General features: G+C 63.5%; 22 protein-coding genes. 15 read left to right on the top strand and 7 right to left on the bottom strand.

What is annotated here, in order from left to right; all coding sequences use genetic code 11:
• Positions 1–8 precede the first annotated feature (8 nt).
• A complete protein-coding gene (locus NKH98_RS05530) occupies positions 9–701 on the top strand; it encodes a molybdate ABC transporter substrate-binding protein (protein ID WP_352897038.1) in 693 nt (230 codons plus the stop codon).
• A 55-nt stretch (positions 702–756) separates the two neighbouring features.
• Here the strand turns inward: NKH98_RS05530 and NKH98_RS05525 are convergent, their stop codons facing one another.
• On the bottom strand, positions 757–1035 hold the full coding sequence (locus tag NKH98_RS05525; protein WP_352897036.1) for a DUF2934 domain-containing protein: 279 nt from the start codon (positions 1033–1035) through the stop codon (positions 757–759).
• A 240-nt stretch (positions 1036–1275) separates the two neighbouring features.
• Here NKH98_RS05525 and NKH98_RS05520 point away from each other — a divergent pair, with 240 nt between their 5' ends.
• The gene (locus tag NKH98_RS05520; RefSeq protein WP_254816784.1) at positions 1276–1626 is read left to right on the top strand and encodes a hypothetical protein; all 351 of its coding nucleotides are present in this window, start codon (positions 1276–1278) and stop codon (positions 1624–1626) included.
• Positions 1627–1692: 66 nt separating this feature from the next.
• Here the strand turns inward: NKH98_RS05520 and NKH98_RS05515 are convergent, their stop codons facing one another.
• A complete protein-coding gene (locus tag NKH98_RS05515; RefSeq protein WP_352897034.1) occupies positions 1693–2781 on the bottom strand; it encodes a S1 family serine peptidase in 1089 nt (362 codons plus the stop codon).
• Positions 2782–3172: 391 nt separating this feature from the next.
• Between NKH98_RS05515 and NKH98_RS05510 the strand changes: the two genes are divergently transcribed.
• Positions 3173–4255: a trypsin-like serine peptidase gene (locus NKH98_RS05510; protein WP_352476384.1), complete on the top strand. Its 1083-nt coding sequence runs from the start codon at positions 3173–3175 to the stop codon at positions 4253–4255.
• 83 nt (positions 4256–4338) lie between these two features.
• Here the strand turns inward: NKH98_RS05510 and NKH98_RS05505 are convergent, their stop codons facing one another.
• From NKH98_RS05505 to NKH98_RS05495, 3 genes are all read right to left on the bottom strand, one after another.
• Complete coding sequence (locus NKH98_RS05505) at positions 4339–5043, bottom strand: DUF4760 domain-containing protein (RefSeq protein WP_352897032.1); 705 nt, start codon at positions 5041–5043, stop codon at positions 4339–4341.
• Positions 5040–5420 (bottom strand): hypothetical protein, encoded by a 381-nt coding sequence (locus NKH98_RS05500; protein WP_352897030.1) that lies wholly within the window; start codon positions 5418–5420, stop codon positions 5040–5042. The genes NKH98_RS05505 and NKH98_RS05500 overlap by 4 nt, the downstream gene beginning before the upstream one ends.
• Before the next feature lie 102 nt (positions 5421–5522).
• Positions 5523–7724 (bottom strand): caspase family protein, encoded by a 2202-nt coding sequence (locus NKH98_RS05495; protein WP_352897029.1) that lies wholly within the window; start codon positions 7722–7724, stop codon positions 5523–5525.
• A gap of 207 nt (positions 7725–7931) precedes the next feature.
• On the opposite strand from NKH98_RS05495, the gene NKH98_RS05490 reads away from it, so the two are divergent.
• On the top strand, positions 7932–8336 hold the full coding sequence (locus tag NKH98_RS05490; protein WP_023675234.1) for a Fur family transcriptional regulator: 405 nt from the start codon (positions 7932–7934) through the stop codon (positions 8334–8336).
• 331 nt (positions 8337–8667) lie between these two features.
• Here NKH98_RS05490 and polA read toward each other — a convergent pair whose 3' ends face one another.
• Entirely contained in the window at positions 8668–11616 is a 2949-nt protein-coding gene (polA, locus tag NKH98_RS05485) for a DNA polymerase I (protein WP_352897134.1), read from the bottom strand.
• 443 nt (positions 11617–12059) lie between these two features.
• Between polA and NKH98_RS05480 the strand changes: the two genes are divergently transcribed.
• From NKH98_RS05480 to NKH98_RS05460, 5 genes are all read left to right on the top strand, one after another.
• Entirely contained in the window at positions 12060–13445 is a 1386-nt protein-coding gene (locus tag NKH98_RS05480) for a M20/M25/M40 family metallo-hydrolase (RefSeq protein WP_352897027.1), read from the top strand.
• 103 nt (positions 13446–13548) lie between these two features.
• On the top strand, positions 13549–14169 hold the full coding sequence (locus tag NKH98_RS05475; protein WP_023675237.1) for a ribonuclease D: 621 nt from the start codon (positions 13549–13551) through the stop codon (positions 14167–14169).
• Positions 14170–14212: 43 nt separating this feature from the next.
• Positions 14213–14464 (top strand): hypothetical protein, encoded by a 252-nt coding sequence (locus NKH98_RS05470; protein ID WP_352468327.1) that lies wholly within the window; start codon positions 14213–14215, stop codon positions 14462–14464.
• A gap of 425 nt (positions 14465–14889) precedes the next feature.
• Positions 14890–17142 (top strand): transglycosylase domain-containing protein, encoded by a 2253-nt coding sequence (locus NKH98_RS05465; RefSeq protein WP_352897025.1) that lies wholly within the window; start codon positions 14890–14892, stop codon positions 17140–17142.
• Between the two features lie 61 nt (positions 17143–17203).
• Entirely contained in the window at positions 17204–17956 is a 753-nt protein-coding gene (locus NKH98_RS05460; RefSeq protein ID WP_352897024.1) for an SDR family NAD(P)-dependent oxidoreductase, read from the top strand.
• 117 nt (positions 17957–18073) lie between these two features.
• Here the strand turns inward: NKH98_RS05460 and NKH98_RS05455 are convergent, their stop codons facing one another.
• Entirely contained in the window at positions 18074–18583 is a 510-nt protein-coding gene (locus tag NKH98_RS05455; RefSeq protein ID WP_352897022.1) for a host attachment family protein, read from the bottom strand.
• A 436-nt stretch (positions 18584–19019) separates the two neighbouring features.
• Between NKH98_RS05455 and cysG the strand changes: the two genes are divergently transcribed.
• From cysG to NKH98_RS05425, 6 genes are all read left to right on the top strand, one after another.
• Positions 19020–20471 carry a siroheme synthase CysG gene (cysG, locus tag NKH98_RS05450; RefSeq protein ID WP_352897020.1) on the top strand — a complete coding sequence of 484 codons (1452 nt, stop codon included), beginning with the start codon at positions 19020–19022 and terminating at the stop codon, positions 20469–20471.
• Positions 20468–20773, top strand: coding sequence for a DUF2849 domain-containing protein (locus tag NKH98_RS05445; protein WP_352702663.1), 306 nt, complete (start codon positions 20468–20470; stop codon positions 20771–20773). Before cysG ends, NKH98_RS05445 begins: the two co-directional genes overlap by 4 nt.
• Before the next feature lie 73 nt (positions 20774–20846).
• Complete coding sequence (locus NKH98_RS05440; protein WP_352897018.1) at positions 20847–22517, top strand: nitrite/sulfite reductase; 1671 nt, start codon at positions 20847–20849, stop codon at positions 22515–22517.
• A complete protein-coding gene (locus NKH98_RS05435) occupies positions 22492–23256 on the top strand; it encodes a phosphoadenylyl-sulfate reductase (protein WP_254816800.1) in 765 nt (254 codons plus the stop codon). The genes NKH98_RS05440 and NKH98_RS05435 overlap by 26 nt, the downstream gene beginning before the upstream one ends.
• 210 nt (positions 23257–23466) lie before the next feature.
• Entirely contained in the window at positions 23467–24003 is a 537-nt protein-coding gene (locus NKH98_RS05430; RefSeq protein ID WP_352897016.1) for a DUF934 domain-containing protein, read from the top strand.
• 136 nt (positions 24004–24139) lie between these two features.
• Positions 24140–24760 (top strand): DJ-1/PfpI family protein, encoded by a 621-nt coding sequence (locus NKH98_RS05425; protein WP_352897015.1) that lies wholly within the window; start codon positions 24140–24142, stop codon positions 24758–24760.
• Positions 24761–24780 lie beyond the last annotated feature (20 nt).

Genomic DNA, 24780 nt, shown 5'->3' with positions numbered 1-24780 from the left:
GTTAGGCGATGAATCAGGAAACCCGGCTTTTTGGCGCTATTGCGGTCCGCCCCGCCATCCTAGCCCTCATACCCCAGTTCGAAACGGCCACAGGATTCACGGTTGCGGTCAGGTGGGAGCTCAATCCGACAGTAAAGAAGCAGATTGAAGCTGGGGAAGCTTTTGACCTCGTCATCACCAATCCGGACCTGGTTCAGGATCTGACTGCCTCGGGAAAGGTCAAGACGGGGAGCCAGGTGGCGTTTGGCCGGATAGCAATGGGGGTGGCAGCCAAGGCAGGCAGTCGGCCGCTCGATATCGCGTCTGTAGAAGCATTCGAACAGGCGTTGAAGGGCGCCAGATCGATCGCCTACGCCAGTGAAGGAACCAGCGGTGGCTACTTCTCCGGTTTGCTGGAACGTTTGGGGATAGCGGATGAGGTGAAGCCCAAGCTGGTGGCCATACCAGGAGGGCAGACAGCGCAAGCCGTGGGCCGTGGGGAAGCCGAGTTGGGGGTCGTTCCCGTGACTTCGATTTTCGCGGCCGCTCCCGAGGTCGTGCTTGTCGGTCGGTTTCCGGCAGAACTCCAAAGTTACGTCGACTTCGCCATTGGCATCAGTGCCGGTTCAACGAACGCAGAAGCTGCCGAGCAGCTGTCGGAATTTCTGATGTCGGCAGCCGTTGACGACATGCTGGCGGCAAAGGGTGTCGAGCGCCGCTAAGAGCGTGCGATGAATCACGCCAGAGGCACGTTGGGGATTTCTCCTCAAACAGGCTCTAACTTTCGGCTGCCTTGATGTTCCGCGCGGCTTGCTCGAGCGTCGCCCTGTCGTTGCCAAGCCTGTCGATCAGCTCTTGCGCCTGATCACCGGTTATCCCGGTGCGCATCGCCAGTGCCTCGACCGTCAGAACGTCGGAACTGGCGATCGTTCCAGTGGGACCGTGCTCGGCCGCGTCATCATCAGCCTGGCCGGTCGTCGTCTCATCGTAGCCAAGCTCTTGCTTCGCCTGCTGCCAATGACGCTCATGCGCGCCATCCGGGCGGCCCTCGCGCATCCAGATTTCATAGGCTCGCTGCCGAATCTTTCATGCCGATCGTTGTCCATGACGGTTCCTCCCTTGTGGCGTTTTCACCAACGCGGGGAGCGCCGGAACGATCCTATGTTCAGGCCGATTTCGCACACATGCCGGACAAAACCCGGTCTCTCATCGAACAAACACCGGACAGATGCGTTTTGGGGAGGAACCTAGATAGCGGGCCGGCCGTTGAGCCGAACCTGAGCAAAGGAGATTACCATGGCCGACGAACCGAACGAATCCGCAACACCGAAGATGACTCAACGTGAAGCTCAGGAAGCCCTGGAGAAGCAGGTCGCGCAGCTGAAGCGCGAGATCAGCAAGATCAATCGGACCTTGGCCGAACGCGCGGAAGAGGCGATCGAAGACGCCGGCGATTGGTATGACAGCGCTGCCGAGCGCGCCTCCCGGACGGCACAAGCGCTGCGCAACAGGGCGCAGACGGTGTCCGGGGTCGTCCAGGAGAATCCCGGCACGGTATCGTCCGCATTCATACTCGGGGCGGCCGTAGGGGCGCTACTGGGCCTCACCTTGGCCGCCACAGACCAGCGCCGCGATCGCTGGTTCTAGTCCCAACCTAAGATTCCGGGCAGAAACGGCGGGATTGCTCCCCCGTCATTCAGCAAATGACACCGGTCAGGGCGTGCCGGGCTTCTGCGCCGTGCCGAGGGCTTTGGGCGCTGCAGGCGCTGCCGTCTTCATCTTCTCCTCGATCCAGCCGGTGTAATTGGCCAGCCGCGTGTAGATGCCGTAGGCGTTCTGGTGGCCGCAGGCGGTGCTGCCGTCGGCCGGACCTTCGCCCCAGCTGACGACGCCGACCTGCACCGGACCATCGGCGCCGGTCATGAACAGCGGTCCGCCGCTGTCGCCATTGCAGGCGTCGCGCTCGCCGCTGGCGGTGCCGGCGCAGATCATGTTGCCGGTCAGCGGATCGGCCATATCAGCAGCAATTGCATTGGCAGCCGCCTCGATGCCCCTTTCCGAGTAGCGCATGCGGCGGGCGAGCTCGCCGAGCGCAGCCTTCAAATCACGCGCATAAATCGCCTTGATGCCGTTGTTGCAGGTTGCGTTCGGCTGGAGGTCCAGGTCGGCAACCATCAGCGCGGTGGGAAATGTTCCGTCCTGCATCTTGCCCCAGCCGGTGACCGTGGTCTTGCCGGCGTCGGGGGTCGGCTCACGGGCAATCTTGATGGTCGGGGCATCGGCCGGCTCGGCCAGCCGGATCAGGCCGAGATCGTTGTCCAGCGTCTGCTCGCTGTAGCCCCCGTTGACGATGATTTCTACCGCCTTGTAGCGCTTGCCCTCGCTGAGATCGGTGGCGCCGGTGAGCACGGTGACCACGTCAGGCGAAATCGGCTCGCCGTCGTCGTTGAGGCAGTGCGCCGCCGTCAGCACCCATTGCGGCGCGATCAGGCTGCCGCCGCAGAACTGCGCATTCGCCTGCGAGGCCGGACTTTCGTCCAGTTTGCCGGTGGTCAGCAACGCCACCTGGAACGGATAGGCGCCCTTCTCGGCCTCTTTGCCGCCGTAGACGCGATCGGCGCCGCCGGGGTTCTCCGCCTTGGCTTTTGCCCTGGCCTCGGCCACGCGTTTCATCGGCGAGATCGCCGCCTCGGGCCGGGCGGCCGCGTCCGTGGCATGAACGGAATTGACGACCGGCAAGGCCGCCGCGATGGCAAGCAGCGAGGCGGCAGCAATCGGTCTGAACCTGTGGATGATCTTCACCTCGAGCCCCCTGAGACGATGTTCCGACAGATCAGCCTCGACGCGTGATCCACTGAAAGGGGAACCGGCCGGTGAGCCGATATGCACCGATGTGGAGCGTGATCCGTCACAAAACCGAGTACCACTTTTGCTAAATCGTGGTGTCGAGCCAAACCCGCCCAAATCTATAACCCCCCACGGGCTATGTGGAAGCAATTTGTCGTTGCCAATGTTGGATTATTTTAGGCAGTATACCGTCGCGGCCATTTTTGGCGGGGACCTAGACTGGCTGCACTGAATAATGGCTTGGTAAAGGCGCCGGCAACCAACTTCATTTTTCGGCGCCACCACGATCTCGACAATATTTCTATATCTTGATCCAGTCCTTGCTGACTTTTGGGAGAGTCTCACCATGACAAAACTGACACAGTGTATTATTGCGTCTGCGTTGCTTTCCACCGCAATGTGGGCGGTTCCTGCCTTGGCTGCCGAGCCAGGTTCCGCCAATGCCGGCAACGGCGAAAGCATGCGGGACGTGACATCGGGCGATTACAAGCCTGGCCGGGCGAAACCGATCGCGCCGCCGAAACTGACCGAGGACGAGGCGAACCGCGCCGCGCCGCTCACCGACGAAGCAACGGCCGTCAAATCCTATGGCATCGTCGGCCGCTCCGCCGATGGCAAGGACATCAAGATCGATCCGAACGAGACGCTGAAGGACCTTGTCATCAAGGAAATGAACGCGCCCGCCGAGGGACAGAAGTCCGAGAATTCCGGGCTGAGCGGAGGCGAAGAGGCAGGCCGCCAGGTGTTCGGGACGGACGACCGGGAGCAGATCAAGAATACCAAGACCTACCCGTTCACCGCGATCGGCTACCTCGAAGGCAAATCGAAGAGCGGCAGCTATGGCAGCTGCTCGGCGACGCTGATCGGCCCGCGCACGGTGCTCACCGCGGCGCACTGTCTCTACAGCCACGAAGACAAGGCCTGGCTGGACGATATCCTGTTCGTGCCGGCTCTCAACGGCAAGACTGCCGACGACGCACCGTTCGGCGCCTTCACCTATGAAAGCGCCTATATCGTCCAGGGCTTCATCGACAATTATCAGGGCTTTTACGGCTCGGTCGTGCCATGGGATCTCGGCATCGTCACCTTGAAGCAGGATGTCGGCACCAACCTCGGCTGGCTGGGCTATGCCAATTATGTGGATCTCGGCGACTTCACCGCCAACATCGTCGGCTATCCCGGCGACAAGCCGATGGGCACGATGTGGAAGGCGACCTGCGAAGTGCTCGCCGAACACATCGCCATCGAGTATTTCCAGTATGACTGCGACACTTATCCGGGATCGAGCGGCAGCTCGGTCTACGCCTATGACAATGGCTCCAAGCAGCGCGTCATCACCGGCGTGAACGTGGCCGAGAGCCCGGATGCCAACACCGCCGTGCGTCTGAACGCCATCAACGTCCAGTGGATCAACAGCCTGTACAAATAGGCCTGCAGAGTTCCCGCCGCGATCATCGCGGAGAACTAGCCGGCGGCGGAGCATTTCCGTCGCCGGCTTCGCATTTTTCGGGATTATCTGGACTGGGCCGAGGGTGGCGCCTGGCGGACATAGTTCTCGATCGGCTGGGCGAAAGTCGGTGAACCGGCCTTGCGCTCCTTGTCGATATAGCCGGCAAAATAGCTCCAGAAGGAAGCGGCATAGTCGCGGAAATACGAGTCGGCGACCTCACGCGAGCACAGCCCGCCTTCGACGCAGAAGGAAAGGCGGTTGAGGAAATAGACGATGCGGTCGAAATTGTCGCTGAACTCGGCAAGCGGCATGTCGCCGCCGGTTGCGCTCATCGCTTCGATGCCGATGCGTTGTCTGAACACCTGTTCCTCGGTCGGCGTCGGATTGGCACTGAGCAGATTGCCGTATTTGGCGTTGAGCGCCGCCAGGCGTTGCTTGAGGGCCCGTTGCGCCTGCTGGTAATCCTTGCTTTCCCAGAGCTCGACCAGCGACATCGTTTGCTCGACGCGCTTCTGCTCCTGGTTCGCCAGGAACTGGTAGACCGAAAAGATCAAGGTGAAGATGATCGCCAGGCGCACCAGCAATCCGGACCAGGCATAGACGAGCATGCGCCAGTCGCGATCGGTGAATGGGTTCGCCTCCTTCTTGACCTCGTGATTGCTCACCCACGGCAGGCCTTCGACGGTTTCCGGCAGCGACACCGGCTTCTTTTGCAGTGCCGGCGCCGTCACTGCCTGCTGCGTTGCGTTGCCCCCCGCTTTCGTCATCCGCAGCTGTCCAGTTCTATGGTGGCGGACGGGTCGAGCACGATGCCCGGCGTCTCCAGCTTCTTCTTCAGGCAATCCAGCTGCGCGCGCGAAACGATGAACTGCACGTCAGGCTCCAACTCCGCCTTGCCCGGCGACGGCAACGGTTCGACCACGCCGCGTGAGGTACAGCTGCTGAGATCGACCACGACGGCGGTGTTGCCGGTCTTGGCGATCTGGTCGTATTGGTCGAGAAAGCAACTCGCCAGTTCGGAGTTGATGACGACCTCCTTGGCGCAAAGGCCGCAAGCCTCGTCCGCCGAAGCATTGGCGGCCAGCAACAGCCCGGCGACAAGGCCGGCGGTTGTTGCGCGCCACGAAAATACGATCCTGTTCACGAACGCCCTCATCCGTTCCGTTCGGCCGCCGACAGCAGCGGTCGAAGAATGTTCATTATCAGCCGATTAGGCAAGAGGCCCGGCCGGGCACCTGACCCCGCCTCAGGCGCGCGGCACCGTCTCCATCGGGAAGATCATCACGGCGCCCTTCGACCCCTTGTCGTCGGTGAGCCGCATGGCCGAACGCGTCGCCGGCGCCCTGCCGATATCGGCCAGCATATCGGAGAAGTTTGGTTGTCCCAGTCCGCGCGTTACAGAGACAACGGCCTCTTGCGCCAGGAAACTCAGATCCTGCTTCTCGCTCTGCGGCGGTGCTTCGGTCAAGACGGCGATCATCCGCTCCATGCCGAAGCTGGTGTCGGTGAATTTGAACAGGCCTTCCTCGAGCACGGCGCCTTCGGTCAGGCGCTCGGCAAGAAAATGCTGGATGGAATAGTCGGAGCCGACATAGAGCACGTTGATGTCGACCAGGTTCGTCGAACCGTTCCTGGCCAGCACGTGGACCTGATCGTCGGGCGAAACACGCGGCACCGTCGACGGTTCGATCGGCTGCAGCGTGTCGCTGTCAAAACGCTTGATCCGGAACTCGACGCTGACCTCTTCCGGCCGATAATCGGAAGCGGCGGCCAGCCTCGACAGGCCGATGGCGCGGAACATTTTCGTCAGGTTCTTGGCCGCGGCATCGACCAACTTTTCGCGGTCATCCGGATAAATGACGATCAGCGGCGGCTTGCTGCCGTCCTTGAGCGTCATGTCGCCCGAAGCCGGCAGAAACCACAGCGCCGGCGCGTCGGTGGCATCTTCTGCGGCGCCGGCAATGGCGTTCTCGCGCAGCACGGCGAGACGCAGATCTGCGCTCTTGCCCGGCTCGACCAGCGCGATGTGGAACCCTGAGTTCTCCCTGGCCGCCAGATCGTCGAGAACCGAGTTCGCCAGCGCGGCCTCTTTCTCGAGGCCGTTGGTCGCCGCCGGCCGCGCAATCACGAGCTTGTAGTCGACGGCGAGCTCGGCGAGCCGGGCATAGGCATTGGCGGGGATGTCGGCCAGCTTGAGCGCCGGCTTGCCGCCGAACTCGACCGGCTTGACCCGGCTTTCCAGGGTTTTCGCCGACTGCACCTGGAGATAGCCAAGCGCGTCGGACAGCGGCGACAGCGCCGAGGGCAATATTGCGAGCCTGCTGCCAGGGGTGAGGCGATGCAGCAGTCCGGCGCCGATCGTGGCTTTGTCGTTCTCGATGACGATCGGCCATTGCATGACCGCGTCTGTCTTGTCGGTGCCGAAGACGCGGGCGTCGAGTTCCCCTTCGAACAGCGGCGTCGGCCGGGTGCGGCCGTCCGCCGAATATTGCTGCAGCACGGCCTGGCCGAGCTGGCGGTAGGTGATGTTGGGGTTCTCGGCCAGTTTCGACAGGATGGTGAAGGTGAACAGGCCGAAACGCGGCGCATCGGCCGTGCCCTTGGGCAGCGGCATCTCGGGCGTCGTCTCCACCGTCTGCGCCGCGTAGAAGGCGACCAATTTGCCCTTGGTGGTCGGCTCGGCGCCGGTCGGCGTCAGCTTGAAGGCCGGCTTGCGCTGCCCGTCCTCGTCAAAGCCGCGTGGCGCGGCCGACGCAATCTCGTGATAGGCTTTCACCGCAGCCGCCCTGGCAGCGTCGTCGCCGCCGACCAGATCGGCGAACTCGACCTTGCGTTCCAGCTCATCGTCGACCTCGGCGGCGCGCGTCGCAGTGCCGGAATGGCAGCAGTCGAATACGGCCCAGATAAAGGCGCCCTTGTCGCGGATAGCGTCGAGCGCGGTGCCGATCTCGTTGTCGACCAGCGCATTGGGCACGCCCGTTTCGCGGTTGACCCATTTGTCGATGTCGGACGGCAAGAAAATCTCGTCGAGGCCGTCCGTCTCGTCGCCCTTGTTCGCCGCCGGCTGCTGCGCGCCGTGACCGGACAAATGCAGGTAGACGAAATCGTCACGCTGGACCTTGGCGGCAAGGTCAGCGAGTGCTGCCTTGATCGCCGCATGTGTCGGCGGTCCGTTGGCGCCTTCGACATCCTTGGCGAGCAGCGCGACGTTTTCGGCTGAAAACTTCACCGGCGCGGGCGTGTACTTCAGGAGGTAATCGCGCACCAGGCCGGCATCGTTCTTCGGTCCGATCAGCCAGTTCTTCTTCGGCAGGTTCGGATAATCGGTGCAGGCAACAAGCAGCGCATGGTAGGTGCGCGCCGCTGCGAATGCCCGAAACGGCACCAGGCCGGCAGCGGCCAACGCGGACGTGCCGGCAAGCAGCGTCCGCCGCGTCACTTTGATCATGATTGCTTCCCCAAGCCCGATCGAATTTCCAAGCACGGCCAGCCTGGCCGAGGATGTGAGTATTTTGAATATGGCGTCGCCGGTCTGCCGACCATCGGCTGCGATACAAACAGTAGCAAAAAAGGCAGTTCGTCGCTATCTCAGTGGAAGAGGCCGGATTGCATGCCTAATGGCAGCGATCGGCACGGAGCGGCTTGGAACGGGATCATGGCGGCAAGGGATGTACTGACGAAGAACCAGCTTTGCGTGCTCGAGAAACTCGAGGCCGCCAGCGGACCGCTCAGCGCCTATACGTTGCTCGACCAACTGCGCGAACGCGGTTTTCGCGCGCCGTTGCAGGTCTACCGGGCGCTCGACACGCTGGTGAAATCCGGCTTCGTGCACAGGCTCGAAAGCCTCAATTCCTTCGTCGCCTGTGCCGAGCCGCACGACCACAGCCATTCGATGACGGCGTTTGCCATCTGCGACACCTGCGGCCAGGTGACCGAGTTCTCCGACCACGATGTCGGCCACCGGCTCGACGAATGGGTGCGCTCGACCGGCTTCGCCGCCAAGAAGGCGGTGATCGAGTTTCGTGGGACATGTGCGAAGTGTTTGGCCGAGGCGGCTTGAGGACTTACTAAGCCGCGAGATGCTGGCGGGACAGCGCCCCCCTCTGTCCTGCCGGACATCTCCCCCGCAAGGGGGGAGATTGGCAGCTTCAATTTCACCGCCCATTTTTGCAACGCCGACGGTTGGCGAAAGCCGGGGCGACATCCGATCTCCCCCCTTGCGGGGGAGATGTCCGGCAGGACAGAGGGGGGTGGGAGGGATCGCGACTTAAAGCGGTTCATCGTTTCACGGAAACGCCGAACCGCTCTATCTCTTTGTTTCTACGCAATTCCGGACGGAAAACCGTTTCACACCTTTCCTGGAATTGCGCTAGCCGGCTGCAGACGGGACGTTAATGCGCCTCTTCCCAGTTGTCGGCGGCGCGGGCGTCGACGTGCAGCGGCACCGACATCGACACCGCCGGCATGGCGGCGTTCTCCATGACGTGGCAGACGACCGGGATCGTCGCCTCGACCTCGGCTTCGACGGTCTCGAAGACCAGCTCATCATGCACCTGCAGCAGCATGCGGGCGGAAAGCTTGGCTTTTTCCAGGGCATCGTCCATGCGGATCATGGCGCGGCGGATGATGTCGGCGGCGGTGCCCTGCAGGCGGGCGTTGATCGAGGCGCGCTCGTTGAAGGCACGGACCGAAGGATTTGACGATCTGATTTCCGGATAGTGGATGCGGCGGCCGAAAATGGTTTCGACATAGCCGTGCTCGCGGGCATAGGCCTTGGTCGCATCGATATAGTCGCGGATGCCGGGGAAACGCTCGAAATATTTCTTGATGTAGTCGCCGGCTTCCTCGCGCGCGATCGACAGCTGGTTGGCGAGGCCAAAAGCGGAAATGCCGTAGATGATGCCGAAATTGATCGCCTTGGCACGGCGGCGCACTTCCGAAGGCATGCCCTCGACCGGCACGTTGAACATTTCAGACGCGGTGATGGCGTGGATGTCGGCGCCGTCGGCGAAGGCCTGCTTGAGCTGCGGGATTTCGGCGACGTGGGCGAGCACGCGCAGCTCGATCTGGCTGTAGTCGGCGGAAACCAGCTTGTTGCCCTTGTCGGCAATGAAGGCCGTCCTGATCTTTCGGCCCTCGACGGTGCGCACCGGAATGTTCTGCAGATTGGGATCCGAGGACGACAGCCGCCCGGTCGTCGTTGCGGCAAGCGCGTAGGAGGTGTGGACGCGCTTGGTGTCGGGATGGATGAAGCCGGGCAGCGCATCGGTATAGGTCGATTTCAGCTTGGTCAGCTGGCGCCAGTCGACGATCTTGCGCGGCAATTCATGGCCTTCGGCGGCGAGGTCTTCGAGAAGCTGCGCCGAGGTCGACCACTGGCCGGTCTTGGTTTTAGAACCGCCGGGCAGGCCCATCCTGCCGAACAGGATGTCGCCGAGCTGTTTTGGCGAGCCGATGTTGATGCGCTCGCCGACCAGCTGGTAGATTTCGTCCTCAAGCCGTGCGGCACCCTGTGCCAGTTCGCCGGAGAGCCGCGACAGGATCTGCCGGTCGACGGAGATGCCGCGCTGTTCCATCCGCGCCAATACCGGCACCAGCGGCCGTTCCAGCCGTTCATAGACCGAAACCAGGCCCTTGGCGGCAAGCCGTGGCTTCAGCACCTGCCAGAGCCTGAGCGCGACGTCGGCGTGCTCGGCGCCGTAAGCCGTCGCCTTGCCGAGGTCGGCCTGATCGAGGCCGACGAAGCTTCTTCCCGAACCGGCCAATTCCTTCAGCGGAATGGTCGCGTGGCCGAGCCATTTATCGGCCAGCGCCTCCAGGCCGTGGCCACCGTGGGTGCCGGCCTCGAGCACGTAGGAGATCAGCATGGTGTCGTCATAGGGGCCGACCTCGATGCCGTGACGGCTCATGACGACAAGGCGGTATTTCATGTCGTGCACGATCTTGAGGACGGATTTGTCCTCGAGCAGCGGCTTGAGCAACGCCAGCGCGTCGCGGACCGGGATCTGGTTTTCGACCGCGCCGCCGCCGAGCAGGTCGCCATTGCCGTTTTTATGGGCAAGCGGCACATAGGCGGCATGGCCAGGCGCGACGGCCATGGCAAGGCCGATCAGTTCGGCCCGCATCGGATCGGGCGAGGAGGCCTTAATGTCGAACGCGACGATGCCTCTCTCCATCGCCTCGGCGATCCAGACCTTCAGCGTCGCGGCGTCGCGGATGCAGGCGTAGGCGCTGGTGTCGATCTTGCGGGTGGTGGCAGCCTCCAGGCGAAGCGCCGAAAGTAGGGATGGGGTGTCGCCTTGCTTGGCTGCAGCTGGGGCTTCGAGCGCCGCTTCGTCCGACGGCGGTGCGCTCTCGGCGGCCGCGGGCAGGCCAAAACCCATATCGGGACCATGCGCGGTATCGGCACGCTCTATGGTGACGGGGGTGGCTGGAACATTGCCCGCGTCGGTTCCGGTCGCTTCGGCCACGCGGCGGGTCAGCGTCGAGAATTCCATGGTCTTGAGAAAGCCGATCAGCCTGGGGCCGTCCGGCGCATGCAACACGAACTCGTCAAGCCCTTCGGTCACCGGCACGTCGTTCTTCAACCTCACCAGGTCACGCGAAATGCGCGCCTTGTCGGCATTGGCGATGATCGATTCGCGCCGCTTGTCCTGCTTGATCTCGCCGGCGCGGGCGAGCAGCGTGTCGAGGTCGCCGAACTGTTCGAGCAATTGCGCCGCCGTCTTCGGCCCGATGCCGGGCACGCCCGGCACATTGTCGACCGAATCGCCGGTCAGCGCCTGCAGGTCGATCATCTTCTCCGGAGGCACGCCCCATTTCTCGATCACCTCGGAAACGCCTATCTGGCGGTCCTTCATCGGGTCGTACATGGCAACCGTTGGGCCGACCAGTTGCATCAGGTCCTTGTCGGAGGAGATGATGGTGGTGTCGGCGCCGGCTTCGCAGGCAAGCCGGCAATAGGTGGCGATCAAATCGTCGGCCTCGTAGCCTTCCGTCTCAAGGCACGGCAGGTTGAATGCCCTGGTCGCCTGGCGGATCAGGCCGAATTGCGGGATCAAATCTTCCGGCGGCGCCGAGCGGTTGGCCTTGTATTCGGGGTAGAGGTCGTTGCGGAAGGTCTTCGACGAATAGTCGAAAATCACGGCGAAATGCGTCGGCACGATGCCGACATCGGTGTTGCGGGCGTCCTGCGTCAGCTTCCAGACCATGTTGCAGAAGCCGAGCACGGCACTGGTCGGCAGCCCGTCGGACTTGCGGGACAGCGGCGGGAGCGCGTGATAGGCACGGAAGATGTAGCCGGAGCCGTCGACAAGGAAGAGATGATCGCCTTTTTTCATGGCACGAGGGATAGCGCGGCGCAGCGCCGCGGTCCATGCCAAAGGCGGCTTCCACCAAGGGTTCCGGCAACACCCTGACAAATGGCGTGCGAACTTGGCCGGCCCTGCCGGCCTGGCTGCAGCTTTGTTCGCTCACGCCTATGTTACAAAAGTGTAATTTTTGTGCCCTTGAATCGCCACGTTCGCAGACACAGATAAAACGCATCGGCAGTTTTCGCCGAAGTCCGGAGCAAGGCCCGTCCCCCGCCTATCCCGGACACTTGCGGCAGCCTATCCCCCCTCTCCGGGCTGCCGCATCGTTTCGAGTAAAGGCCGCCGTGGTTCCCCTCCACCACGGCGGCATTTTTTTGCCGTTGGACAGGAAGCTGTGGCCCAACGGTCGCGGGCTTTCCGTTTCGCCGCATGGGCTCTAGATTTGCCGCCAGAATCGAAAGGCCCGCCAGATGTCCGCAGTTTCCCCTGTTCTCGACCGCCTAGACAAGAACTTCGACCAGAGCCTGGAACGGCTGTTCGGCCTGCTCGGCATCAAGTCGATCTCCACCGATCCGGACTACGCCGCCGACTGCCGCAAGGCCGCCGAATGGCTGGTCGCCGAGCTCAAGCTGATCGGCTTCGACGCCAGCTTGCGTGACACGCCGGGGCATCCGATGGTGGTCGCGCATCACGATGGGCCGGCGGGCGCGCCGCATCTGTTGTTTTACGGCCATTACGACGTCCAGCCGGTCGATCCGATCGAGCTGTGGGAAAGCGACCCGTTCGCGCCGGCGGTCAAGGAGATCGGGCCCGGCCACAAGGTGATCACCGGCCGCGGCGCGGCCGACGACAAGGGCCAACTGATGACCTTCGTCGAGGCCTGCCGCGCGTGGAAGCAGGTGCATGGCGGATTGCCGTGCCGAATCACCATCCTGTTCGAGGGCGAGGAGGAGTCCGGATCGCCGTCGCTGAAGCCGTTTCTCGAGGCGAATGCGGATGAGCTCAAGGCCGATTTCGCGCTGGTCTGCGACACCGGCATGTGGGACCGCGATACGCCGTCGATCTGCGTCTTGCTGCGCGGGCTGGTCGGCGAGGAGATCACGGTGACTGCCGCCGACCGCGACCTGCATTCCGGGCTCTATGGCGGTGCGGCCGCCAATCCGATCCGCATCCTGGCAAAGATCCTGGCCGACATCCACGATGCCGATGGTCACATCACCATTCCAGGTTTTTATGACGGCGTCGAGGAAACGCCGTCGCAGATATTGCAGTCGTGGCTGTCGCTCGGCGAGACGGCCGAGACCTTCCTCGGCCCGGTTGGCCTGTCGATTCCGTCCGGCGAAAAGGGCCGCTCGGTGCTCGAGCTCACCTGGGCGCGACCGACGGCCGAGTTCAACGGCATTATCGGCGGCTATACCGGCAAGGGCTTCAAGACGGTGATCGCCGCGCAAGCCTCGGCAAAAGTCTCTTTCCGCCTGGTTCACAAACAGGATCCGGAAAAAATCCGCGCCGCCTTCCAGGCATTTGCCAGGCAGCGCGTGCCAGCGGACTGCTCGGTCGAATTTCATCCGCATGGCGGCTCGCCGGCAATCCAGCTTTCCTACGACTCGCCCTTCCTGGCCAAGGCCAAGCAGGCGCTGTCCGACGAATGGCCGAAGCCGGCGGTAATAACCGGCGGCGGCGGGTCGATCCCGGTGGTCGGCGATTTCCAGACCTATCTCGGTATGGAATCGCTGCTGGTCGGTTTCGGCCTCGACGACGACCGCATCCACTCGCCGAACGAGAAGTACGAGATGAGCTCCTTCCACAAGGGCCAGCGCTCCTGGGCGCGCATTCTCGAGGCGCTGACACGCTGAAATTGCGCCAGACTCAAGTTTTTGTTGATTTTTCGCCGGATCGCGGCAAGGACGGGCACGGTCCGTCGCGCATCGCTGCACGGGGCCGCGACCGGAGAAGACGATGAGCGACATACGTTTCCACAAAAACGATCTGCCCGGCCTGCTGCATTACGATGTCGGGGCGGTCGCCATCGACACCGAGACGCTAGGGCTGAACCCGCATCGCGACCGGCTCTGCGTCGTGCAGATCTCGCCGGGCGACGGCTCGGCCGACGTCATCCAGATCGCGCCCGGCCAGAAGAAGGCGCCGAACCTCGTCAGCCTGCTCAAGAACCGCAGCATTACCAAGCTTTTTCACTACGGCCGCTTCGATCTCGCCGTGCTCTACAACGCCTTCGGCGTCATGCCGGAGCCGGTGTTCTGCACCAAGATCGCGTCGCGGCTGACGCGCACCTACACCGACCGGCACGGGTTGAAGGACATCTGCTTCGAGCTTCTCGGGGTCGGCCTGTCGAAGGCGCAGCAATCCTCGGACTGGGCAGCCGAGACGCTGTCGCCCGAGCAGCTCGAATATGCCGCCTCCGACGTGCTCTATTTGCACCGGCTGCGCGACGTACTGAGCGCGCGGCTGGCGCGCGACAACCGGACCAGGGAGGCCGATGCCTGCTTCCGCTTCCTGCCGACGCGTGCGAAACTCGACCTGATGGGCTGGGATGAAGAGGACATCTTCGCCCACAGCTAATGGCCTTCTGGCACTTTAACGCCGTCGGCCGGGAGGAATTGAAATGGCTGCGCGAAAACCAATCGAGACGGCACCAAAGGACGGTTCCAAGATCACCGTCTACTGGCAGGACAGCGACGGCGTGATGAACGAGAGCATCGCGCAATACCGTTCGCTCGACCGGCTGAAGGCGGCCGGCGGCGACTGGGACGAAAGCGATGCCGGCTGGTGGGCCTATACGGACGGCCATACGCAAAGGAAGATCGAGCCAATCAGCTGGCGGCCGGCCTCCGACGACCCGGACGCGGACGACTGAGGGTTGTCGCAACGGTCGAACTCGGCGCTGCCCCTCAACCCCTGCCGGGACCTTCTCCCCGTGAGAACGGCGAGAAGGGGCTTGGCCGCAATGCCGGCGATCTCCCCTCGCACCGTCCTTCACGAGGAGAGGGTAAGGGTGAGGGGCAGCGCCAACCGAGCGATTATTGTGCGGCAACGCGTATTTTGTTCTTGCTTTGTGCCGGCAGCTATGCTACTAATTTCCCTATGGTGCTCATTGGCTCCAACAACCCGCCCGCCGAGGCGGGTTTTTCATTTCCGGCTTTGGCGCTGTCGCGGGCCGCGCCTGCTCCGCAAACGGTTGAATACACTTTACTTCGATTTTTCCCGACTTAACCCGCCCTTAAATCGCCGCATCTAGTCTTCAACCCGAACGCCATAGGCATGGGGAAGACAGCACAGCGCATGGCGAACCGGAAAGACAACCGCATCGAGCCCAGCTTCGAGGCATCGCCGGGGGCGAGATCCTCGGCCGGTTTTTCGGTGAGCGAGGAGGACCGCGTCGTGCCGAGCAACCGTACAGCCGCTGCAAAGCGCAAATCGACCAAGGCCAAGCCGTCTCGTGGCGGGCGCGGCAAAAGCCGGCGCGGCGTGTTCGGCGTGCTTGGCCGGCTGTTCTACTGGTGCTTCGTGCTGGCCATCTGGGGCGGCATCGCCACTGCCGGCATCGTCGTCTATTACGGCGCGAAAATGCCGGCGGCCACCACCTGGGCCATTCCCGATCGCGCCCCCAACATCAAGATCGTCTCGGTCGACGGCCAGCTGCTTGGCAATCGCGGCATGAGCGGCGGCGAGGCCGTCGGCCTGCACGAAATGTCGCCCTATATTCCCGAGGCCGTCATCGCCATCGAAGACCGCCGCTTCTATTCGCATTTCGGCATCGACCCGATCGGCCTTTCCCGGGCCATGGTGACCAATGTGCTGGGTGGACATTTTTCGCAGGGTGGCTCGACGCTGACCCAGCAGCTGGCCAAGAACCTGTTCCTGACGCCGGACCGCACGCTGGAACGCAAGGTGCAGGAAGTGCTCTTGGCGCTCTGGCTGGAGCACAAGCATACGAAGGACCAGATCCTCGAAATGTACCTCAACCGGGTCTATTTCGGCTCTGGCGCCTATGGTGTCGAAGCAGCCTCGCGCCGCTATTTCGGCAAGAGCGCGCGTGACGTCACGCTGTCGGAGGCGGCACTTCTCGCCGGCCTGCTCAAGGCGCCGTCGCGGCTGTCGCCGGCGCGCGACCCGAAGGCGGCCGAGCAGCGCGCGCAGCTGGTGCTCGCTGCGATGCGCGAGGAGGGCAAGATCAGCGCCAAGGAGCAGACCACGGCGATGAGCGCGCCGGCGACACGCGCGCCGTCGTACTGGACCGGCTCGGAAAACTACGTCGCCGATACGATCATGGAAGAACTACCCGACCTGATCGGCGACGTGCGCCGCGATATCGTCGTCGACACGACCGTCGATCTGACGCTGCAGAAGCTCGCCGAGCAATCGATCCGCCGGCTGATCGACCAGAGCGGCAAAAAACTCAATGTCAGCCAGGGCGCGCTGGTGTCGATCGACAATTCCGGCGCGGTGCGCGCGATGGTCGGCGGTTACGACTATTCGACCAGCCAGTTCGACCGCGCCTCGGAAGCGCGCCGGCAGCCGGGCTCGGCGTTCAAGCCGTTCGTCTATATGGCGGCGCTGGAATCCGGCCGCACGCCCGACAGCGTGCGCAACGACGCGCCGATCAAGATCGGCAACTGGACGCCCGACAATTACGGCGGCAAATATTTCGGCAAGGTGACGCTGGCGACGGCGCTGGCAAAATCACTGAACTCGGTGGCCGCGCAGCTGACCATGGAAGTCGGGCCGAATGCGGTGGTCGAGGCGGCGCACCGCATGGGCATCCAGTCCGAGCTGACGGCCAACACCTCGATCGCGCTGGGCACCTCGGAAGTGACGCCGCTGGAACTGACCTCGGCCTATGTTCCCTTCGCGAATGGCGGTTACAAGCCGGACATCCATTTCATCCGCCGGGTCACGACGAGTGACGGCAAGGTGCTCTACGAAAACAATGGCGGCGGTGCGCCGCGCGTCGTCAAGCCCGGCGTCGTCGGTATGATGAACTCGATGATGACCGGCACGGTCGAGATCGGCACTGCCAGGAAGGCGGCGTTCGCCTGGCCGGCGGCCGGCAAGACCGGCACCAGCCAGAATTCGCGCGACGCCTGGTTCATCGGCTATACAGCCAATCTGACCACCGGCGTCTGGTTCGGCAACGATGACGGCAGCGCGATGAAGAAGGTCACCGGCGGCGCGCTGCCGGCGCAGGCCTGGCACGAGTTCATGGTCGCCGCGCATGAGGGCGTGCCGGTGCGGCCGCTGCCTGGAACCTGGAAATCGACGCCGCCCGACACCATCGTCCCGGATGACATACCGTCCGACACGGCGCCGCCGGCGCCGGTCGCTTCCGTCGGCCAATCGGCGCCCCCAACAGCAGCTACCCAGCCGGCCTCGCGTCCCGTGCGTCCTGCCGAGACGGTCGATGCCGGCGGGCTGGCCATGCCGGGCGTCGACAGCGCCACCGCATCGATCAAGCACCCGGTGCCGCCCGGCGAAGTCGGCGGCCCGGTCAAGAAGCGGCAGACCTCGATATTGGATATTCTGACGGGCGGCTGAGGCTGATCCCCCTCGCAACCGCGACCGTGTTCCGCTACATGTCCGCCTGGAGACAAGCGACATGGCTGAACTCGACACCAGAAAGACGATCGTGCTGACCGGCGCCAGCCGCGGCATCGGCCATGCCACGGTCAAGCGCTTTTCACGCGAAGGCTGGCGCGTCATCACCTGCTCGCGCCAGGCCTTTGCCGAGGACTGCCCGTGGCCGGCCGGCCCGGAAGACCATATCAAGGTCGATCTCGCCGACCAGGAGGATGTCGGCATCGCGATCTCCGAGATTCGTCACCGCCTGGAAGCACATGGCGGCCAGCTGCATGCGCTGGTCAACAATGCCGGCATCTCGCCGAAGCTCAAGGACGGCAACAGCCGCATGAACTCGATCGACACGCCGATGCATGTCTGGCGCGACGTCTTCCAGGTGAATTTCTTCGCCCCGATCATGCTGGCGCGGGGATTGTTCAAGGAACTGGCATCGGCCAAGGGCTCGATCGTCAACGTCACCTCGATCGCCGGCACCCGCGTGCATCCTTTCGCCGGCACCGCCTATGCGACATCGAAGGCGGCGCTCGGCTCGCTGACCCGCGAAATGGCGCATGATTTCGGCCCGCACGGCATCCGCGTCAATGCGATTGCGCCGGGCGAGATCGACACCGCGATCCTGTCGCCGGGCACGGACAAAATCGTCGAGACCATCCCGCTGAGACGGCTAGGCACCACGGCGGAAGTCGCCGACATCATCTTCTTCCTGTGCTCGCAGCAGGCGTCCTATGTGACCGGCTCGGAAATCCACATCAACGGCGGCCAGCACGTTTGAGCGGCTGAGTTTTATCAATCGTCGGCGCTGCCCCTCATCCCGCCGGCCGGGCACCTTCTCCGCGTGAAGAACGGGGAGAAGGGGGAACTCCAGCGCTGGCGACCCCTCTCCCATCGTTCACGGGAGGACCTGCCCCAGACTGGGATTAATAAGGAAATTGCACGCCGCCGATGCCCGATCAGGTCGCCTGCAGCAGGCTCTCGTATCCGGTATGCTGTGGTTGGTCAGCGTCTTCGGAATTTCGGCCGTTAACTTGTCGGTGACCTCCTTGTGCAGTTTCCTGCGCATGTCGCCCAGCACCGGCGGCGGCGCGATCAGCACGATCTCCTTGAATGTGCCGCGATGGGCGAGCTTGTAGAGCCTGTCGGCAATCTCTTCGGCAAAACGCTCCTTGCCGAGACGGTGCCAGTCGGTGTCCTCGACCGCACTGCGGTGGACGGAAGGGCCGTCGCTGTAGCGGCCGGGGCGGTCCGTGCCTTGTTCTCGGGTTGCCGGATTTTCCTGCTCCATCTCGTGCACGACTTGAAGGTCGGGATATTGGACGTCTCCACGGTTCTCGAGGAACAGCGCCTTTTCGCCATCTGCCACCACGATCCACAGTCCGCGTTTCAGTCTGACGTTGCTCATGGGGCGCTCCTTTTTGATTTTCGAACCCACCGCCGGGCCTTTGCTGCAGGAGTGTGACCGGCCCGGGTCCATAGGGCAAACGCGTACCGAGGCGGGAATGTTCCGGCACTCGGACCCGGTGCTCCGACAGGGGGTCGGCGAGAGTGCGGGCTGCCGTCGATCGCTCGCCAGTATCCGGCGGCTTAATCTACTAAATTGATAGAATTTAGAAAAATCTGGTTTGTGGTTAGCTCCTCCGGCCGCTAAAAAGGCAGCGGATCAAGGGCTGCAACAGCAGCTTCAATCTGCTCCGCATTTGAATGTGGAATATTTTTCTCTTGGCCTTCATGCTTGCAGAAAAGAGATTGCCTGCTACGAAGCGATGCGCGAGTGGGTGCCTTCTGGTTTTTCGCGCCCCCGCGTAGAACTGACAAAAGGTTCCAGGATTCCGCTCGTCATGCCGCAAGCCACGCCCAAGCTCAATGCCTTTCCCGTCTTCATGCGGGTCGAGGGCGAAGCCATAGCCATTGTCGGCGGCGCAGAGGAAGCGCTGGCCAAGGCGCGGTTGCTCGCGCACTCGAGCGCTGTGCTGCGCATCGTCAGCGATGAAACAAGCCCGGAGCTGCTGGCCTTTATCGCCGAGACGGGGGCCGCCCACATCGCCGGCGCCTATGATGCAGCACATCTCAACGGTGCGGTGATGGTGTTTGCCGCCAGCGGCGACGCGGCGCTCGATCGCCGCGTTGCCGGGGATGCGCGCCGGCTGGGCATTCCGGTCAATGCCGTCGACCGGCCGGAGCTATGCGATTTCTTCACGCCGGCACTGGTCAACCGCGCGCCGGTTGCCATTGCCATCGGCACGGAAGGTGCCGGCCCGGTGCTGGCGCAGATGCTGCGCAGCCGCATCGACCGCATGCTGTCGCCGTCGCTCGGTCCGCTCGCAGCGCTCGCCGCATCGTTTCGCGACACCGCCGAAAGACTGCTGCCGAAGGGCAATGCCCGCCGCCGCTTCTGGAGCGATTTCTTTGGCGGCGCGCCAGCCCGCGCTGTCGAGGCCGGCGAGCTTTCGCAGGCGCATGATGCGGCCGTCGGCCTGCTGCTTTCGAAAGAACCGGCATCGGGCCATATCGCGCTTGTAGGCGCCGGTCCAGGCGCCGAGGACCTTTTGACGCTGCGCGCCCATCGCCTGCTGATGGAAGCCGACGTGATCGTCCATGACGCGCTGGTGCCGGAGGCGATCGTCGCCATGGGCCGCCGCGATGCCGAGCGCCTGCCGGTCGGCAAGCGCAAGGGCTGCCATTCCAAGAGCCAGGCCGAGATCAATGCGCTGCTGGTCGAGCTTGGCCACGCCGGCAAGCGTGTCGTGCGGCTGAAGTCCGGCGACCCGCTGGTGTTCGGCCGGGCCGGCGAGGAGATGGCGGCGCTTCGCGATGCCGGCGTCGCCTACGAAGTGGTTCCGGGCGTCACCGCGGCCTTCGCCGCCGCCGCCGATTTCGAACTGCCGCTGACGCTGCGCGGCGTGTCGTCGTCGATGGTGTTCACCACCGGCCATGACCTCAAGGGCAATTCGCTGCCCGACTGGGCAAAGCTCGCCATTTCCGGCGCGACGGTCGCCGTCTATATGGGCCGCTCGGTCGCCGCCGAGGTCGCCGGCCGGCTGATCGAAGCCGGCCTGTCGCCGGATACGGCCGTCGCCGTGGTCGAGAATGCCAGCCTTGCCAACCGCCGCCGTTTCCACGGCACACTCGCCGACCTGCCGTCGCTGGAGGCGCGCGCCGACCTCAGCGGCCCGGTGATGACCATCATCGGCGACGCGGTGGCCGGCGCCAATTTCGAACGGTCCGAGCCGCTGGCGGCACACAGGCAGCAAAGCGTGGCCCGTGCTGCGGCGCAAGGAGTGAACCAATGAAAGTGCTGACCGCTAACCGCCTCGCCGACGGCATAGCCGTCTGGTACGCCAATGGCGGCTGGGCCGAGACCATCGACCATGCCGATATCGCCCATGACAAGGCGGCCGAGGACCGGCTGGAGGCGATCGGCGCCAAGGCCTCCGCCGCCAACGAAGTGGTCGACGTCAACCTGATCGACGTGACAGTGGCCAACGGCACGGTCGAAGCGGTCCGGTTGCGCGAAAAGATCCGTGCCGCCGGCCCGACCACCCGCAACGATCTGGGCAAGCAGGCCCGTCCGCATGCCGCGCGCGCGGCATAGATGACACAAGCATGATCCCGATCATGCTCGAACGAAGAAAATAACGGGCGGACGCGCCCGGAAAGACCTGAATATGTACCGTTACGATGAGTTCGACCACGATTTCGTCAAGGCCCGCGTCGCCGAGTTCAGCGACCAGGTCGCGCGGCGCCTTGCCGGCGAGATCACCGAAGACCAGTTCCGGCCACTGCGGCTGATGAACGGCGTCTATCTGCAGCTGCATGCCTATATGCTGCGCATCGCGGTCCCCTACGGCACGCTGAACAGCAAGCAGCTGCGCATGCTCGGCCACATCGCCCGCAAATACGACAAGGGTTATGGGCATTTCACGACGCGCCAGAACATCCAGTTCAACTGGCCGGCGCTGTCGGACATCCCGGCGATCCTGGCCGATCTGGCAAACGTCGAGATGCACGCCATCCAGACCAGCGGCAACTGCATTCGCAACGTCACTGCCGACCACTTCGCCGGCGCAGCCGCCGACGAGGTTGCCGATCCGCGCCCCTATGCCGAAATCCTGCGGCAATGGTCCTCGGTGCATCCGGAATTCTCGTTCCTGCCGCGAAAATTCAAGATCGCGGTGACCGGCGCCGAGCGCGACCGCGCCGCCATCCAGACGCACGACATCGGCCTGCACCTGAAGAAGAACGCCGCCGGTGAGCTTGGTTTCGCCGTCTATGTCGGCGGCGGCCAGGGCCGCACGCCGATGGTGGCCAAGAAGATCCGCGATTTCCTGCCCGAAGCGGATCTGTTGTCCTACTGCACGGCGATCCTGCGCGTTTATAACCTCTACGGCCGTCGCGACAACAAGTTCAAGGCGCGCATCAAGATCCTGGTCCATGAGACCGGCGTCGAGGAGATCACCCGCCAGGTCGAGGCCGAATGGCAGGAGTTGAAGGACGCCGAGCTGAGGCTGCCGGAAGAAGACATCCGCGCCATCGACGCCTATTTCGCGCCGCCGGCGCTTGTCGACCAGCCGGAAGGCGACGAGGCGGTCAAGCTTGCCCGCCTCGACTCCAGGAGCTTTTCCGAATGGCTGGACCAGAATGTGGTCACCCATCGCCATCCCGACTACGCGGCGGTGACCATCTCGCTCAAGGGCATCGGCGAGACGCCGGGCGATGCCTCCGACAGCCAGATGGAAGCGGTCGCCGACATTGCCGAAAAATATTCATTCGACGAGCTGCGCGTCAGCCACGAGCAGAACCTGATCCTGCCGCATGTCGCGCGGGCCGACCTCAAGGCGGTCTATGACGCGCTTGTCGATATCGGGCTGGCGACGGCCAATTCCAACCTGATCAGCGACATCATCTCTTGCCCCGGCCTCGATTATTGCGCGCTGGCGACGGCGCGCTCGATTCCCGTGGCGCAGGAAATCTCGCGGCGCTTCGCCTCACTGGAGCGCCAGCGCGAGATCGGCGAATTGAAGCTGAAGATTTCCGGCTGCATCAATGCATGCGGCCATCACCATGTCGGCCATATCGGCATCCTCGGGGTCGAGAAGAAAGGCGCCGAGCTCTACCAGGTGACGCTCGGCGGCTCGGCCGACGAGAACACCTCGGTCGGCGAGATCATCGGCCGCGGCTTCAGTTCGGAAGAGATCACCGATGCCATCGAGCAGATCGTCGAGACCTATCTCGGGCTTCGGCTGGACAGAAATGAAAGATTCATCGACGCCTACCGCCGTGTCGGTCCCGCGCCGTTCAAGGAGGCGCTCTATGCTGGCGAAGCCAAGGCCGCTTGACCGTATCGTCGACGTCGAGGCCGGCATCGCCGCCCAAGCGGCGGGTCTCGACGCGCTCTACGGCCATCTGAAGCCGCTGGAGATCATCGAGCGGTCGACCCGGGAATTCTTTCATGGCGATATCGCCGCCGTCTCGTCCTTTGGCGCGGATTCGGCGGTGCTGCTGCACATGATCGCCGAGATCGACCGCACGCTGCCGGTGATCTTTCTCGACACCGGCAAGCATTTCGAGGAGACGCTCGGCTATCGTGACGCGCTGGCCGCCGATTTCGGGCTGACCGATATCCGGGTGATCAGGCCCGACGATGCGGCGCTGGCAAGGATCGACCCGACCGGCAATCTGAACGAGACCGATACTGACGCCTGCTGCGACGTGCGCAAGGTCGAGCCGCTGGCGCGCGGCGTCGAGCCGTTCCGCGCCTGGTTCACCGGCCGCAAGCGCTTCCAGGCGGCGACCCGGGCAGCGCTCCCGGTGTTCGAGGCGGTCGGCTCGCGCATCCGCATCAATCCGCTGGCGCACTGGACGACATCGGACCAGGCCGGCTACATGCGCGCGCATGCGCTGCGTGAAAACCCGCTGGTCGCCTATGGCTATCTGTCGATCGGCTGCTTCCCATGCACGCAGCCGGTGCAACCGGGCGACGACGCGCGCAGCGGCCGCTGGGCCGGGCACGCCAAGACCGAATGCGGCATCCACTTGTCGGGTTTGGAAAGGTCGCTGACTGACGCCTCACTTTAGGGCATATTGATATTCAGCCGGCCTGCAAATGGCGGCTTCCTGCGCTTCCGGTGCTCGCGTACCAAAAGAGTACGCTCCGCTCCGGTTTTCGGAAGCCACGCAGTTTGGTCGCTTCGCGCCCGCCTTCGGCTCCGGCTCGGCCTGACCTGAATCTCAACGCACCCTGAGGTGTTTTGCACTTTAGACTCTTTGGACTTGGGAATTTTCTTGATGAGCGACTTGATAGCCGAAAACGCCACGCGGCTGTGGACACCGGATGGGTTCCGCGAGGACGAGTGGGTTCATGCCGAAAGCGCCGAGGCGCTGGTCGGCAATGGCCGTTTCATCCTGCCGTTGCAGGCGTTTCTCGGCCTCGATCCGGAGGTGCGGCGGTCGGCGAAGGAACGCATCGGCGTGCTGTTGCAGCCCGGCGACCAGCTCGACAAGATCGCCGGCCTGCTCGACCAGCTGTCACTGGTGGCGCTGGCCTTTCCGGTGTTCAATGACGGCCGCTCGTTCTCCAAGGGCGAATTGCTGCGCAGCCGTTACCACTTCACCGGCGCCATGCGCGCCACCGGGCAGGTGCTGATCGACCAGCTGCCGCATATGCTGCGCCTCGGCTTCGACGAATTCGAGATATTGCACCCGGTGCTGCTGAAGCGGCTTGAGCAAGGCCGCACAGGCGGACTGCCGCTGTTCTATCAGCCGGCGGTGAAGCCGGAGCCCAAAGGCCCGAAATATTCCTGGCGGCGGGTGCGCCCCGGCTGATCCGCCCCAGAGGGCCAGAAGCCTGTCTGGTCGGACCACATTCCCGATTCAGCCTTTTATTTTGCGCCTCTCCGCCTTAGGATAAGCCCATTATTTCGCGATCCGAATAAATGTGGCCACAAGGGAGGAACCGGGTATGGCTGGCAAGAAGATATTGATGCTCGTTGGCGAGTTCAGCGAGGAGTACGAGATTTTCGTCTTTGAACAGGCCATGCATGCGGTCGGCCACACGGTCCATGTCGTTTGCCCCGACAAAAAGGCCGGCGATATCCTGAAGACCTCGCTGCACGACTTCGAGAGCCACCAGACCTATACGGAAAAGCTCGGCCACGACTACATCCTCAACAAGACGTTTTCCGAGGTCAATCCCGCCGACTACGATGCCGTCTACGCGGCGGGCGGGCGCGGGCCGGAATATATCCGCATCGACAAACGCGTGCAGGCGCTGGTGCGGCATTTCCATGAGACGGGAAAGCCGATCTTCACCATCTGCCACGGCGTGCAGATCCTGATCGCAGTCGACGGCGTAGTGCGCGGCCGCGAAGTCGCGGCACTGCAATATTGCGAACCGGAAGTCACGCTGGCCGGCGGCATCTATATCGATGTTGCGCCGACCGGCGCCCATGTCGATGGCAATCTGGTGTCGGCCAAGGGCTGGCCGGGCCTTGCCGCCTTCATGCGCGAATGCCTGAAAGTGCTGGGCACCGAGATCCGCCAGGGCGAGATCCTGATGCGCGACCAACGCCAGGCGGCTTAAGCTCGGAATTTTGGAGCCTG

It is taken from the genome of Mesorhizobium sp. M0833 (assembly GCF_040319905.1).
Classification (GTDB): domain Bacteria; phylum Pseudomonadota; class Alphaproteobacteria; order Rhizobiales; family Rhizobiaceae; genus Mesorhizobium.
The sequence above is the reverse complement of the archived record's forward strand: the minus strand, read 5'-3'. Positions and strand labels throughout refer to the sequence as shown.

Coding starts and splice junctions, on each gene's coding strand:
- NKH98_RS05530 (WP_352897038.1), top strand. CDS start 9: ATGAATCAGGAAACCCGGCTTTTTGGCGCTATTGCGGTCCGCCCCGCC.
- NKH98_RS05525 (WP_352897036.1), bottom strand. CDS start 1,035: ATGCGCGAGGGCCGCCCGGATGGCGCGCATGAGCGTCATTGGCAGCAG.
- NKH98_RS05520 (WP_254816784.1), top strand. CDS start 1,276: ATGGCCGACGAACCGAACGAATCCGCAACACCGAAGATGACTCAACGT.
- NKH98_RS05510 (WP_352476384.1), top strand. CDS start 3,173: ATGACAAAACTGACACAGTGTATTATTGCGTCTGCGTTGCTTTCCACC.
- NKH98_RS05505 (WP_352897032.1), bottom strand. CDS start 5,043: ATGACGAAAGCGGGGGGCAACGCAACGCAGCAGGCAGTGACGGCGCCG.
- NKH98_RS05495 (WP_352897029.1), bottom strand. CDS start 7,724: ATGATCAAAGTGACGCGGCGGACGCTGCTTGCCGGCACGTCCGCGTTG.
- NKH98_RS05490 (WP_023675234.1), top strand. CDS start 7,932: ATGGCGGCAAGGGATGTACTGACGAAGAACCAGCTTTGCGTGCTCGAG.
- polA (WP_352897134.1), bottom strand. CDS start 11,616: ATGAAAAAAGGCGATCATCTCTTCCTTGTCGACGGCTCCGGCTACATC.
- NKH98_RS05480 (WP_352897027.1), top strand. CDS start 12,060: ATGTCCGCAGTTTCCCCTGTTCTCGACCGCCTAGACAAGAACTTCGAC.
- NKH98_RS05475 (WP_023675237.1), top strand. CDS start 13,549: ATGAGCGACATACGTTTCCACAAAAACGATCTGCCCGGCCTGCTGCAT.
- NKH98_RS05470 (WP_352468327.1), top strand. CDS start 14,213: ATGGCTGCGCGAAAACCAATCGAGACGGCACCAAAGGACGGTTCCAAG.
- NKH98_RS05465 (WP_352897025.1), top strand. CDS start 14,890: ATGGCGAACCGGAAAGACAACCGCATCGAGCCCAGCTTCGAGGCATCG.
- NKH98_RS05460 (WP_352897024.1), top strand. CDS start 17,204: ATGGCTGAACTCGACACCAGAAAGACGATCGTGCTGACCGGCGCCAGC.
- NKH98_RS05455 (WP_352897022.1), bottom strand. CDS start 18,583: ATGAGCAACGTCAGACTGAAACGCGGACTGTGGATCGTGGTGGCAGAT.
- cysG (WP_352897020.1), top strand. CDS start 19,020: ATGCCGCAAGCCACGCCCAAGCTCAATGCCTTTCCCGTCTTCATGCGG.
- NKH98_RS05445 (WP_352702663.1), top strand. CDS start 20,468: ATGAAAGTGCTGACCGCTAACCGCCTCGCCGACGGCATAGCCGTCTGG.
- NKH98_RS05440 (WP_352897018.1), top strand. CDS start 20,847: ATGTACCGTTACGATGAGTTCGACCACGATTTCGTCAAGGCCCGCGTC.
- NKH98_RS05435 (WP_254816800.1), top strand. CDS start 22,492: ATGCTGGCGAAGCCAAGGCCGCTTGACCGTATCGTCGACGTCGAGGCC.
- NKH98_RS05430 (WP_352897016.1), top strand. CDS start 23,467: ATGAGCGACTTGATAGCCGAAAACGCCACGCGGCTGTGGACACCGGAT.
- NKH98_RS05425 (WP_352897015.1), top strand. CDS start 24,140: ATGGCTGGCAAGAAGATATTGATGCTCGTTGGCGAGTTCAGCGAGGAG.